The 13,335-nt window shown below is 67.4% G+C and carries 12 protein-coding genes; 2 read left to right on the top strand and 10 right to left on the bottom strand.

What is annotated here, in order from left to right:
• Positions 1 to 11: 11 nt before the first annotated feature.
• A complete protein-coding gene (gene gltX, locus BLS50_RS14615) occupies positions 12 to 1,421 on the bottom strand; it encodes a glutamate--tRNA ligase (protein ID WP_011694315.1) in 1,410 nt (469 codons plus the stop codon).
• Positions 1,422 to 1,699: 278 nt separating this feature from the next.
• Between gltX and BLS50_RS14610 the strand changes: the two genes are divergently transcribed.
• Complete coding sequence (locus tag BLS50_RS14610; RefSeq protein ID WP_011549508.1) at positions 1,700 to 2,617, top strand: patatin-like phospholipase family protein; 918 nt, start codon at positions 1,700 to 1,702, stop codon at positions 2,615 to 2,617.
• Between the two features lie 154 nt (positions 2,618 to 2,771).
• Here the strand turns inward: BLS50_RS14610 and BLS50_RS14605 are convergent, their stop codons facing one another.
• The 9 genes from BLS50_RS14605 to BLS50_RS14565 form a co-directional block, all read right to left on the bottom strand.
• Entirely contained in the window at positions 2,772 to 3,443 is a 672-nt protein-coding gene (locus tag BLS50_RS14605; RefSeq protein WP_011694316.1) for a C40 family peptidase, read from the bottom strand.
• 128 nt (positions 3,444 to 3,571) lie between these two features.
• Positions 3,572 to 5,194: an ABC transporter ATP-binding protein gene (locus BLS50_RS14600; protein WP_053525317.1), complete on the bottom strand. Its 1,623-nt coding sequence runs from the start codon at positions 5,192 to 5,194 to the stop codon at positions 3,572 to 3,574.
• Positions 5,191 to 6,288, bottom strand: coding sequence for an ABC transporter permease (locus BLS50_RS14595; protein WP_053525318.1), 1,098 nt, complete (start codon positions 6,286 to 6,288; stop codon positions 5,191 to 5,193). The genes BLS50_RS14600 and BLS50_RS14595 overlap by 4 nt, the downstream gene beginning before the upstream one ends.
• Positions 6,289 to 6,336: 48 nt before the next feature.
• The gene (locus BLS50_RS14590; RefSeq protein WP_006481944.1) at positions 6,337 to 7,380 is read right to left on the bottom strand and encodes a microcin C ABC transporter permease YejB; all 1,044 of its coding nucleotides are present in this window, start codon (positions 7,378 to 7,380) and stop codon (positions 6,337 to 6,339) included.
• 52 nt (positions 7,381 to 7,432) lie between these two features.
• Positions 7,433 to 9,307 (bottom strand): extracellular solute-binding protein, encoded by a 1,875-nt coding sequence (locus BLS50_RS14585; protein WP_074802499.1) that lies wholly within the window; start codon positions 9,305 to 9,307, stop codon positions 7,433 to 7,435.
• A 141-nt stretch (positions 9,308 to 9,448) separates the two neighbouring features.
• On the bottom strand, positions 9,449 to 9,805 hold the full coding sequence (locus BLS50_RS14580) for a hypothetical protein (RefSeq protein WP_027808916.1): 357 nt from the start codon (positions 9,803 to 9,805) through the stop codon (positions 9,449 to 9,451).
• Positions 9,806 to 10,042: 237 nt separating this feature from the next.
• Positions 10,043 to 10,708 carry a response regulator transcription factor gene (locus BLS50_RS14575; protein ID WP_054927945.1) on the bottom strand — a complete coding sequence of 222 codons (666 nt, stop codon included), beginning with the start codon at positions 10,706 to 10,708 and terminating at the stop codon, positions 10,043 to 10,045.
• Between the two features lie 19 nt (positions 10,709 to 10,727).
• Positions 10,728 to 12,119, bottom strand: a complete 1,392-nt coding sequence (locus BLS50_RS14570) for a sensor histidine kinase (protein ID WP_069232865.1) — start codon at positions 12,117 to 12,119, stop codon at positions 10,728 to 10,730.
• Positions 12,120 to 12,130: 11 nt separating this feature from the next.
• The gene (locus tag BLS50_RS14565; RefSeq protein ID WP_011549499.1) at positions 12,131 to 12,805 is read right to left on the bottom strand and encodes a response regulator transcription factor; all 675 of its coding nucleotides are present in this window, start codon (positions 12,803 to 12,805) and stop codon (positions 12,131 to 12,133) included.
• A gap of 218 nt (positions 12,806 to 13,023) precedes the next feature.
• On the opposite strand from BLS50_RS14565, the gene BLS50_RS14560 reads away from it, so the two are divergent.
• Positions 13,024 to 13,323: a DUF4148 domain-containing protein gene (locus BLS50_RS14560; RefSeq protein WP_011549498.1), complete on the top strand. Its 300-nt coding sequence runs from the start codon at positions 13,024 to 13,026 to the stop codon at positions 13,321 to 13,323.
• The last annotated feature ends 12 nt before the right edge of the window (positions 13,324 to 13,335 follow it).

Below are 13,335 nucleotides of genomic sequence, written 5' to 3'. Positions count from 1 at the left end.
GCGCACGAACGTCAAGCCAGCGCGGCTTCGATGCGCGTCACCACGACGTCGCGACCGAACAGCACGAGCACCGCGTCGATCGACGGCGTATGCGTCGTGCCCGCCACCAGCAGACGCACCGGCATCGCGAGCTGCGGCATCTTCAGCTTGTGCGTGGCGAGCGTCGCCTTCAGCGCCGCGGACACCGCTTCCTTCGTCCAGTCGGCCGCCTTCAGCGCGGCGGCGAGATCGGCCAGCGCCGGACGCACTGCATCGGTCACGTGCTGCGCGAGCGCGTCGGCGTCGGGCGCCGGCACACGATAGAACATCGCCGCACCTTCCGCGATCTCCTTGACCGTCGTCGCACGATCCTTCATCAAGCCGACCACCGCGTCGAGCGCGGGGCCCGTCGCGATCGCCGCGTCATCGATGCCAAGTGCGTCGAGGAACGGCTTCGCGAGTTCGGCAAGGCGCGCGTTGTCGGCTTCCTTGATGTAATGCGCGTTCAGCCAGCTCAGCTTGCTGTGGTCGTACTGCGCGGGCGACTTGCCGAGATGCTCGAGATCGAACCATTCGACGAACTGCTCGCGCGAGAAGATCTCGGCGTCGCCGTGCGACCAGCCGAGACGCGCAAGATAGTTGACGACGGCTTCCGGCAGGAAGCCCGCGTCGCGGTACGCCATCACGCTCATCGCGCCATGTCGCTTGCTCATCTTCTCGCCCTGCTCGTTCAGCACGGTCGGCAAGTGCGCATAGACGGGCGGCTCGCCGCCGAGTGCGTTCAGGATGTTGATCTGGCGCGGCGTGTTGTTCACGTGGTCGTCACCGCGGATCACGTGCGTGATGCCCATGTCCATGTCGTCCACCACCACGCAGAAGTTGTAGATCGGCGTGCCGTCCGGGCGCGCGATCACGAGGTCGTCGAGCTCCTCGTTCGAGATCTCGACACGCCCCTTCACCGCATCGTCCCACACGACCGTGCCCGTCAGCGGATTGCGGAAGCGCAGCACCGGCTTCACGCCGGCCGGCGGCTCCGGCAGCACCTTGCCCGGCTCCGGGCGCCACGTACCGTCGTAGCGCGGCTTCAGGCCGGCTTCGCGCTGGCGTTCGCGCAGCGCGTCGAGTTCCTCGGCCGACATGTAGCACGGATATGCGAGACCCTTCTCGAGCATCTGCGCGAGCACTTCGCGATAGCGGTCCATCCGCTGCATCTGGTAGATCGGGCCTTCGTCGAAATCCAGCCCGAGCCACTGCATCCCCTCGAGGATCGCATCGACCGCTTCCTGCGACGAGCGCTCGACGTCGGTATCCTCGATGCGCAGCACGAACGTGCCTTTCATCTTGCGGGCGAACGCCCACGGATAGAGTGCGGAGCGGATGTTGCCGAGGTGGATGAAGCCGGTGGGACTCGGCGCGAAGCGGGTACGGACAGGACGGGTCATAAACGGTAACTCGAACGCCTGGGGCGCATGAATGATTCGACGCGGGACGACGCGGCAGCCCGGACAGCAACGGAGCCGGCGGCGCCCGGAACGGGAAAGAAGCCGGAATTATACTCGCGCCGGACATCGCGCCAAGCGCACCGCTTGCTTTATGATGTGCGCGCCGCGGCCGCCAGCCGGCGCGGCGCCGGCCGCACGCAACCCGCTGCGCGGCCGCTCGGAACCTATCGCCGCCGCGGGCCGTGTAACCCGCCGCCAAGCCGCCGGAGAACCATTCGATGTCGTCCCCTCGCCTGTCGCGCCGCCACTTCACGATCGCGTGCGCGTCCGCCAGCCTCGCCGCCTGTACGTCCTTCGGCGACAAATCCCGCCCCGGCACGGCCCTGCCGCAGGAGAAGCCCGTCAAGATCGGCATCGCGCTCGGCGGCGGCGCCGCGCGCGGGTTCTCGCACATCGGCGTGCTGAAGGCGCTCGAGGCGCGCGGCATTCCGATCGAGATCGTCGCCGGGACGAGCGCGGGCTCGGTGGTCGGCGCGCTCTACGCGTCGGGCATGAACGCGCTGCAGATCAACAAGATCGCCCTCGACATGGACCAGGCATCGATCAGCGACTGGGCGCTGCCGTTTCGCTCGCGCGGCCTGCTGCAAGGCGTCGCGCTGCAAAACTTCCTGAACAAGACGCTCAACAACCGGCCGATCGAGAAGATGGCGAAGCCGCTCGGCATCGTCGCGACGGACCTGCAAAGCGGCCAGCCGATCCTGTTCCAGCAAGGCAACACGGGGCTCGCGGTGCGCGCGTCGTGCAGCGTGCCGTCGGTGTTCGAGCCGGTGAAGATCGGCAATCGCGAATATGTGGACGGCGGGCTGGTGAGCCCGGTGCCGGCGTCGTTCGCGCGCAAGATGGGCGCGAGCTTCGTGATCGCGGTCGACATCTCGGCCCGGCCCGACGGCGCGGCGACCAACAACCCGATCGAGATGCTGCTGCAGACCTTCACGATCATGGGCCAGACGATCAAGACCTACGAGCTCGACAAGTATGCGGACGTCGTGATTCGCCCGAACCTGGCGGCGATGGGCGGCAGCGACTTCAACCAGCGCAACGCGGCGATCCTCGCGGGCGAGGAAGCGGTCGCGCGCATCATGCCGGAACTGCAGCGCAAGCTCGCGGCGGCGCGGGGCGTGACTGCCGCCGCGTAAGCCGCGATGGGCGGGAGGCCGCGGCACACGCCGCCTCCCGGAGGCCTACGGAACGACTTACGCGTCGCCGTCGGCGCCAGCCTCAAAACAAAAAACCCTGCCGCCTTTCGGTGACAGGGTTTTTTTATCGCCCGGCCTGACCGACCGGCAAACGTCAGTTGTTGCCGTTCGCCGAATCGTCGCCGATCGTCGCGCGCACGCGGCGCAGGTCTTCGGGCTTCATCGGGAATTCCGATTCGATCCGGCGCGCGCCGGTGAAACGCTTTTCCCAGTAGCCGCTGTCGAGATCGTCGACGCGGACGGTGCTGCCCGTCGACGGCGAGTGCACGAACTTGTTGTCGCCGATATAGATGCCGACGTGCGAGAACGTGCGGCGCATCGTGTTGAAGAACACGAGGTCGCCCGGCTTCAGGTTGCTCATGCTCACCTTCTCGCCGACGCGGCTCATTTCTTCCGCGCGACGCGGCAGCGACATGCCGAGCGTGTCCTGGAACACGTAGCGCACGAAGCCGCTGCAGTCGAGGCCCGAATCCGGCGAGTTGCCGCCCCAGCGATACCGCACGCCGATCATGTTCAGCGCGCCGACGACCACGTCGCCCGCCTTGCCCGCCATGCCGGCAAGGAACGACTTCGCGCCGCCGCTCGACGGCTGCGCGCTGGTCTGCTGGAGGGAGGAACCCGACCCGATCTGAGTCGAATTGGTGACATTCTGGTTAAAACTGCTGACTTCGTCGGCGAACGCGCCGGGTGCTGCTGCGAACAGGGCGCCGATGAACAGCCCGGCGATGGTGCGCGCGCATGCCTGGGTCAGGGATCGATGCTGCATTGGTCGATGGAATGTGCTTAAAAATCAGCTGATTGGCGGAAAATTTCGGTCGATACTAGCCAGCGCGTAATCGTTTGTCAAAACAAATTAATAAATACAATCGAGATGGTCAGACCATTGGACGCCTATCACGCTTTCCAGACCGCTTTCAACAGCTTTTGTGTGTAAGGATGTGACGGTCGGGTGAAGATGTCGGACACCTCCCCCGACTCGACGACGGCGCCGTCCTGCATCACCGCGACGCGGTGCGCCATCGCACCGATCACCTCCAGGTCGTGGCTGATGAACACATAGCCGAGGTTGTATTTCTGTTGCAAATTCGCGAGCAGCTTCAGCACCTGCTGCTGGATCGACACGTCGAGCGCCGACGTCGGCTCGTCGAGGATCAGGATGCGCGGCTCCAGCACCAGCGCGCGCGCGATCGCGATCCGCTGGCGCTGGCCGCCCGAGAATTCGTGCGGATAACGCTGCAGCACCGTACGGTCGAGCCCGACTTCGCGCAGCACCGCGAGCGACTTCGCGCGGCGCGCGTCGGGCGTCATGTCCGGGCGATGCAGTTCGAGCCCTTCGCCGACGATCCGCTCGATCGTGTGACGCGGCGAAAGTGAACTGAATGGATCCTGAAAGACCACCTGCATGTTCGAGCGCAGCGCGGTCTGTTCGCGGCCGCGATAGGTCGACAGCGCACGGCCCTGAAATTCGATCTCGCCGCCGGCCGTCTTCTGCAGGCCGAGCAGCGCCATCGCGAGCGTCGACTTGCCCGAGCCCGATTCGCCGACGATGCCGAGCGTTTCGCCCTGCCGCACCGACACCGACACGTCGGCGACGGCCGTCACCGGCACCGTGCCGAACCAGCCCGCGAAGCCCGGCCGCTTGCGCGCGAACTGCACGCTCACGTGGCGCGCGTCGAGCACGACGGGCGCGATCGGCATCACCGGCGTGACCGTGCGTTGCGGCCGGCTGTTCAGCAGCCGCTGCGTATACGGATGCTCGGGTGCCGCGAAAATCTGCTCGACCGGCCCGCTCTCGACGAGCCGGCCGTGCTCCATCACCGCCACCCGCTGCGCGAAGTGCCGCACGAGATTCAGATCGTGCGTGATCAGGAGGATCGCCATCCCGCGCTTTTCCGCCTCCTCCCGCTGCAGTTCCAGCAGCAGGTCGACGATCTGCGCACGGATCGTCACGTCGAGCGCGGTGGTCGGCTCGTCGGCCAGCAGCAGGCGCGGCCGGCACGCGAGCGCCATCGCGATCATCGCGCGCTGCCGCTGGCCGCCCGACAACTGGTGCGGGTAGCTGTCGACCCGCTTCTCGGGCTCCGCGATGCCGGTGCGCGCGAGCAACGCGATCGCCCGCTTGCGCGCCTCGACGGCCGATACGCCGTCGTGCAGCACGATCGTCTCGCCGATCTGCACACCGATCGTATACAGCGGGTTGAGCGCCGTCATCGGCTCCTGGAAGATCATCGCGATGTCCGAGCCGCGCAGCCCGCGCATCTCGCGCTCGCTCCTGGCCGCCAGATCCTGCCCGGCAAAGCGGATCGCGCCCGTGACCTCTGCGTCGCGCAGCAACCGCAGGATCGACAGCGCGGTCACGCTCTTGCCGGACCCCGATTCGCCGACGAGCGCGACCCGCTCGCCCCGCCCGATCGCGAGCGTCACGTCGTCCACCGCGACCGTGTCGCCGAAGCGCACATGCAGACGCTCGAGCGACAGCAGCGGTTCGTGCTGCGTCGATACGGTCGGCTCGCTCATCGCTGGCCTCCCGCCGCGCGCACCGAATCGGCGATCCGCGTGTCGAGCGCGTTGCGCAGCGCGTCGCCCATGAAGGTCAGCAGCAGCAGCGTCGCGACCAGCACGCCGAACGTCGACAGCGAGATCCACCATGCGTCGAGGTTGCCCTTGCCCTGCGCCAGCAGCTCGCCGAGGCTCGGCGTGGGCGGCGGCACGCCCAGCCCGAGGAAATCGAGGCTGGTGAGCGCGAGGATCGAGCCGCTCATCCGGAACGGCAGGAACGTGATCACCGGTGTGAGGCTGTTCGGCAGCACGTGGCGCCAGATGATCTGCCAGTTCGTCAGCCCCATCGCGCGGGCCGCGCGCACGTAGTCCTGGGTCCGGTTGCGCAGGAATTCCGCGCGCACGTAGTCGGCGAGGCCGATCCAGCCGAACAGCGACAACAGCACGATCAGCAGCAGGAAGCTCGGCTCGAAGATCGACGCGAAGATGATCAGCAGGTACAGCTCCGGCAGCGAGCTCCAGATCTCGATCAGCCGCTGCCCGACGATGTCGATGCGCCCGCCGAAGAAGCCCTGCACCGCGCCCGCGGCGATCCCGAGCAGCGTGCCGATCACCGTCAGGATCAGCCCGAACTCGACCGACACGCGGAAACCGTACACGAGCCGCGCGAGCAGGTCACGGCCCTGCGCGTCGGTGCCGAGCCAGTTCTCGCGCGACGGCGGCGCCGGGTTCGGCACGTTCGAGAAGTAGTTCAGCGTGTCGTAGTAGTAGCGGTTCGGCGGATAGACGACGAAGTTGCCGGGCGCCTCGAGCCGCTTGCGCACGTACGGATCGAGATAGTCGGCCGGCGTCGGGAAATCGCCGCCGAAGGTCGTCTCCGGGTACGCATGGAACATCGGAAAATAGGTCTGGCCGTCGTAGCGCACCACGAGCGGCTTGTCGTTCGACCACAGCGGCGCCGCGAGACTCGCGGCGAAGGCCACGACGAAGATCACGAAGCTCCAGTAGCCGAGGCGCTGCTGCGTGAAACGCTGCCACACGCGGCGGGTGGGCGACGGCGACACGCGCGCACGTGCGGCGTCGATACGGGAAGAGGCGACGGCCCGGTTCATCGCGCGCCCCGCCCGCTGGCGCCGGGCATGCGAATGGCTCGTTTCATGTCAGCGCTCCAGGTTGTCGAATTGAATGCGCGGATCGACCCACACATAGCAAAGATCGGAGATCAGCTTGGTCGCGAGCCCGATCAGCGTGAACAGGTACAGCGTGCCGAGCACGACCGGGTAATCGCGCCGCACGACCGACTCGTACGACAGCAGCCCGAGGCCGTCGAGCGAGAACAGCGTCTCGATCAGCAGGCTGCCGGTGAAGAACGCACCGATGAACGCGGCCGGGAAGCCGACGATCAACGGCAGCATCGCATTGCGGAACACGTGCTTCCACAGCACGCTGCGCTCGGAGAGCCCCTTCGCGCGCGCGGTCAGCACGTATTGCCGGCGGATCTGGTCGAGGAACGCGTTCTTCGTGAGCATCGTGACGACCGCGAAGCTGCCGACGACCGACGCGGTGATCGGCAGCGCGATGTGCCACAGGTAGTCGAGCACCTTGCCGACTAGCGACAGCTGCGCGAAGTTGTCCGACGTGAGGCCGCGCAGCGGAAAGAGCTGCCAGAACGAGCCGCCGCCGAACAGCACGAGCAGCAGCACGCCGAGCACGAAGCCTGGAATCGCATAGCCGACCAGCACGACGAGGCTCGTCGCGACGTCGAACGGCGAACCGTTGCGCACGGCCTTCGCGATGCCGAGCGGCACCGAGATCAGGTACGTGAGGAAGAACGTCCACAGCCCGATGCTGATCGACACCGGCAGCTTCTGCACGACCAGCGACCACACGCTCTGGTGGCGGAAATAGCTGTCGCCGAGATCGAAGCGCGCGAAGCGCTTCAGCATCAGCCAGTAGCGTTCGAGCGGCGGCTTGTCGAAACCGTACAGCGCCTTCAGTTGCGCGAGCTGCTGCGCGTCGACGCCGGTGTGTGCGCGCATCCCGAACGGCGTCGCGCCCTGCTCCGTCGCGCCCTTGCGCAACTCCTGCACGGCCTGCTCGACGGGGCCGCCCGGCACGAACTGGATCACCGCGAACGTGAGCGTCAGCACGCCGACGAGCGTCGGGATCATCAGCAGCAGGCGTTTGAGGATGTAGCTCCACATAGGGCGTCGACTCGTGATCGGATGGCGGGGTTGGACGAAGGGCCGGCGCGGGTCAGTGATCGGGCTTCGCCCACCAGGTCGACACGACCCAGCCCTCGGCCGAATAGTACAGCGGCAGCGTCCGCGGATAGGCGAGCGTGCGCTTGTACGCGATGCGGTGCGTCGTGCTGTACCACTGCGGGACCGCGTAGTAGCCGTGCATCAGCACGCGGTCGAGCGCGTGCGTCGCGTCGAGCAGTTCCTCGCGCGTTTGCGCGGCGCCGAGCGCATGCAGCAACGCGTCGACGGCCGGCGATTTCAATCCGATGAAGTTGTCGGAGCCCGGCTCGTCGGCGAACTTGCTCGCGTAGCGCGAGTATTGCTCGGCGCCCGGCACCTGCACGCCCGGCAGGCGGATCGTCGTCATGTCGTAGTCGAATGCATCGAGGCGCTTTTGCAGCAGCGCGTAATCGGCCGTGCGAAACCGCACGACGATGCCGAGCTTCGCCAGGTTGCGCTGGTAGGCGGTCACGACGCCTTCCATCGCGCCGCCCGCATCGTCGAGGATCTCGAACGTGAACGGCTCGCCCTTCGCGTTGCGCAGCGCGCCGTCGCGATAGGTCCAGCCGGCCTGCGCGAGCAGTGCGCGCGCCTTCAGCAGGTTCGCGCGCAGCGACCCCGGCGGATTCGTGTCCGGCTGCGTGACCGTCGGGCCGAACACGGCCGGATCGAGCTGTGCGCGCAGCGGCTCCAGCAGCTTCAGCTCGCCTTCGCTCGGCGTACCAGTCGCCTGCAGGTCGGTGTCGGCGAAATAACTGTTGAGACGCGTGTATGCGCTGTAGAACAACTGGCGGTTCAGCCATTCGAAATCGAACGCGAGGTCGAGCGCCTGGCGCACGCGCACGTCGCGGAACAACGGCCGGCGCAGGTTCATGAAAAAGCCTTGCATGCCGGCGCCGTTATGCTGGCGGAATTCGCGCTTGACGAGCTCGCCGCTGTCGAAACGCTTGCCGACGTCGCGCCGCGTCCAGTTGCGTGCGATGTACTCGACGAGCACGTCGTACTCGCCGGCCTTGAACGCCTCGAGCCGCGCGACGCCGTCGCCGTACAGCTTGTACACGATCCGCTCGAAGTTGTTGGTGCCGACCCGCACCGGCAGATCGGCGCCCCAGTACGCGGGGTTGCGCCGGTAGGTGATCGTGCGGCCGTTGTCGTAGCGCTCGATCACGTACGGGCCGCTGCCGATCGGCTGCTCGAACGCAAGCTGGTCGAACGGGATGCGCGAGCCGTCCGCGCGCAATCCCCACTTGCGCGAAAACACGGGCACGCCGCCGGCGATCAGCGGCAGCTCGCGATTCGCGCTGCGGAACTCGAAACGCACGGTCGCCGGATCGACGACGACGGCCTTCGCGATTTCCGCGAAATACGCGCCGAACTGCGGTGCGGCCTGCTTGCTTTTGAGCGTGTCGAACGAAAACTTGACGTCGTCGGCCGTGACGCGATCGCCGTTCGAGAAGCGTGCGCGCGGGTTCAGGTGGAACGTGACCGAACGGCGGTCCGGGGCGACGTCGATGTCGTCGGCCAGCAGCCCGTAGGCGGAAGCCGGTTCGTCGGAACTGCCGGTCGCGAGGCTCTCGAACAGCATGTCGATGCCCGGTGCGGTGTTGCCGCGCATCGTGAACGGATTGAACTTGTCGAACGACGTCAGCCGGCTCGGGTTCGCGAGCACGAGCGTGCCGCCCTTCGGCGCGTCGGGGTTCACGTAGTCGAAATGCTTGAAGCCAGGCGGATACTTCGGCTCGCCGTACTGCGCGATGGCGTAGGCCGCGTGCGCGGCCGGCGCGGCCAGCACCGCATGCAGTGCCAGCACCGTGGCCACGCGGCCGGCGGCCCGCAGCGCGCCAAGGCAGGCACGCACGGCGGCGGCCCGGGGCGAACCCTTCGTCATAGAGGCCCTGTCGATCGAATGAGGGTAGTAACGTGGAGCGATTCTACCCATTCAATCCGTCGAGCCAAAAGAAAACCGCCACGCGGGCGGTTTCCTCACGAGCGGTTGTCGCGCACGCGGCACGCATGCGCGACCGTTCGATCAGCGCCAGCCGTTGTGGCGGCCGTGATCCCAGTGACCGCGATCGCCGCCCCAGCCGCGGCCATGGTGGCGATACCACTCGTCGCGGCCCCAGTAGCGACGGCCGTCCCAGTAGCGGTCGCCGTGCCAGCCGATCACGATCGCCGGCGCCGGCGCGTACACGGGCGCCGGTGCATAGACAGGCGCCGGCTGGTAGACGACCGGCGGAGGCGGCGGCGCATACACGGGCGCGGGCGCGACGTAGACCGGTGCCGGCACGCCGACGTTGATCCCGACATTGACTCCCGCCATTGCTGCGCCCGACACGAGCAAGGCCGTCATACCGGTCAGGAGCGAGGCAACACGCAAAGTCTTCATGGATTCCTCTTCTGGTTGTGTCATGTGTGATTCGACTATAGCGGCAAGCACCCGCTCCGCATATTTCAAGTTTGTAAGAACTGATGCGCGGCATCGCAACGGGACACGCGCGCTAACGTCTTGTAACAATCGACGCCCGGCTGCCGACCGGGCCGGGCCGGGCCGGGCTGCGCGGTGCGGCGCGGCGCACGCCGCTCGTCAAGAGCTTCTTTCAGCCCGGCGTCGATATCCGCCCCGTCACCCGCCCGTGTCGAACCGGAAGCCGAATCGCGCAACCGTTTCGATCCGCGCGGAAAACGCATGCGCGACCAGCTTGCGCCGCAACCGGACGACCAGCGCATTGACCGTTTCAGGTTCGATGTCGGCATCGTCCCACGCATAACGCAGCACGGCGTCCCGCCCGACCGGCCGCCCCGCTTCGCGCAGCAGGCATTCGACCACGCGAAACTCCCGTGCACTGAGCGCGAGCCGCCGGCCCTGCTCCTCGAGCGCACGCGTCGCCGTGTCGAGCCGAATCGATTCACGCATCGCGATGACGCCCGCGCGGCGCCACAGCGCGCGCAACCGTTCGTGCAATTCGACGAACGAACACGGATGAGCCAGACATACGTCGCAGCCGGCGTTCAGCATCCGCGCGCGCTGGGCGGACGTGGTGCCGGCAACGATCGCGGCGATCGTCGCACCGCCGGCCGACGCGGCGAGCCGCGGCAATTCATCGAGAATCGCCGCCGCGGCCCCGCCATCGGTCGCGACAATCACGATCGCGTCGAACCGGTCCTGCGTCGCCGCGAAACAGCCGTCGCGCCATGCGTCGACGCGCTCGACGCCGTGCGTGCTCTCTCGAAACGCCTTGTCGAGCCGCGATGCGTGCGGATTCGGCGGCGCAATCAGCAGGATGCGCATCGCTCGGTCTCCCGCGTCGTCATGCGAGCGAACGCGGCCAGCATTCGACCGTGATCGCCGTACCGGCCGGCTGCGCGTCGCCGATCCGCAGCGCGAAACCATGCACGCGCATCACCGCCGACACGATGCTCAATCCGAGCCCCGAGCCGTTCACGTGGCGCGTGCGCTCGCCGCGATAGAAGCGTTCGAGCACCGCATTGCGCTCGCCGGGCGGGATGCCGGGCCCGGTGTCCTCGAACCGGACGAGCGGGCCGTGCGGCGTCGTCTGGAGTACGACGCGCACGCGGCCGCCCGGCGGCGTGAACTTGATCGCGTTGTCCGCGAGATTGCTGAACGCCTCGAACAGCAACGCACGATCGCCATGGATGCCGCCGACCGTGGCCGCTTCGAGCGCGAACGACACGTCGACATCCTCGGCCAGCGGCTCGTAAAGCTCGCACACGTCGCGCAGCAGGGCCGCGACGTCGACCGCGGCAAAACCGCCGCGCCGGCTCAGCGTGCCGATCTCGGAGATGCGCAGCATCGCGCGAAACCGTTCGAGCAGCCGGTCGGTTTCGTCGCGCGCCGAAGCCAGCAGCGCCGCCGACGCGGGATCATGCGCGCAGAACGGCTGGTCGGCGAGCCGCGCCAGCATCGTATGCACGCGTGCGAGCGGCGTGCGCAGGTCGTGCGCGATCCCGTCGCAGGTATGGCGCACCTCGCCCATCAGCCGCTCGACTTCGTCGAGCATGTGGTTCACGAGATGCGCGAGCAGATCGAGTTCGTCGTAGCCGCCGACCGGCAGCCGCTTGCCGAGATCGCCTTCGGCGATCTGTCGCGTGACGCGCCGGATCGCGGCGACGCGGCGCATCTGCCGCATGCCGAGCATGCTGCCGCCCGCGATGCCCGCGATCAGGATCACCACGCCGCCGATCACGAGCCCGCGGATCGCGACGTCGCGGATCTGGATGAAATGCGACAGGTCGCGCGCGACCACCAGCGTCATGCCGTTGTCGCGGCGCTCGGCCATCGTGCGCGCGATCGGCGACGGCTGGCCGTCCAGCAGCACGAGCGTGCGGTTCAGCGTCCGGCCGCGGCGATCGGTCTGCAGCGCGGGCGGCTTAGTGATGTCGCCGGCCACGCGGCGCCCGCTCGCATCGAACAGCCCGTAGAAATTCGTATGCATGTGCTCGTGCTCGAGCCGCCGGTGGATCGCGAGCGGCAGCTCGGCATCGGGAATCGAATCGAAATAGATCAGTTGCCACGCGAGCACTTCGTCGGTGTCGCGCGTCATCGTATGCGTCGCGGCCACGCTGATCACGCCCGCGAGCAGCAGCAGCGACACCGAGAAGATCGCCGCGTATGCGCATAGCCAGCGAAACGTCGTCGTATGCCAGCGGCGCGTGAAGTGCGCCGCGCGGGCTGCGTCCATTCGCGCCTCCGTCAAGCGAGCATGTAGCCCGATCCGCGCACCGTCTGGATCATCGGGTTCGCGCCGGGCGGATCGATCTTCTTGCGCAGCCGGCCCATGTGAACGTCGATCAGGTTGGTGCCTGGATCGAAGTGATAGCCCCACACGGCCTCGAACAGCATCGTGCGCGTGATCGTCTGCCCTGCGTTGCGCATCATGAATTCGAGCACGCGGAACTCGGTGGGCAGCAGCGGAATCTCGTCGGCGCCGCGGCGCGCGCAGCGCGAAATGAGGTCGAGCTCGAGCGCGCCGACCTTCAGCAGCGTCTGCTGCGGCACACCCGATGCCTGCCGGCGGCGCAGCAGCACTTCGATGCGCGCGCTCAGTTCGCCGGAATCGAACGGCTTCGTCAGGTAGTCGTCGCCGCCCGCGCGCAGCCCGCGGATGCGCTCGTCGACGTCGCCCAGCGCGCTCAGCATCAGCACCGGCGTGTCGATGCCGACCGTGCGCATCGCAGTCACGATCGCGAGGCCGTCCGCGCCCGGCAGCATCCGGTCGAGCGTGATCGCGTCGTACGATGCGCTCATCGCGCGCATCATCCCTTCGCGGCCGTTATCGGTCCAGTCGACCTCGAATCCGCGGGCGGTCAGTTCGCCGACGATTTCGTTCGCGGTCACCGCATCGTCCTCGACCGTCAGTACTCGCATGGTTGCCCTCGCAATGAACTTCAACACGGGCGCGCACGATGCGCCCGCCACTATCGTAAGCGCCGCGATCGCCGTGCGGCGCCAGATGAAAATAACTTCATTCGGTATCGCGACGTGCGTAGGTGAAACATGTTTCATCCGGGCGTCGCCCGCCCTGCGACGGCTGCCGCCTACGCTGACGTCATGCGGCATCGGGCCGCGAAACCAGGAGCTACCGGATGAAACTGTCGACCACCGTCGCCTGCATGCTGCTCGCATGCGCCAGCACCGCCGCGTTCGCGGGGCCGCACCTCACCCCGCAGGAATGCCACGCGTACCCGTTCGTGCACACGGGCAGCGGCGTCTCGCGTGCGGACCTCGTACGCGAGCTGTCCGAGCTCGAACAGGTCGGCTACGATCCGGCCCACGCGAGCCCGTACTATCCCGACGATCTCGACGGCGCGAAGCATCGGCTCGCCGCCGAGTACCGCGCCGACTGCACGCATGCGCTGACGGCCGACGCGGGCACGCGGCACTGACCACACTGCCCG

It is taken from the genome of Burkholderia orbicola, assembly GCF_900100915.1.
Taxonomy (GTDB): Bacteria; Pseudomonadota; Gammaproteobacteria; order Burkholderiales; family Burkholderiaceae; genus Burkholderia; species Burkholderia orbicola.
Note: the sequence above shows the minus strand (reverse complement) of the source record. Positions and strands in the feature narration are given on the sequence as shown.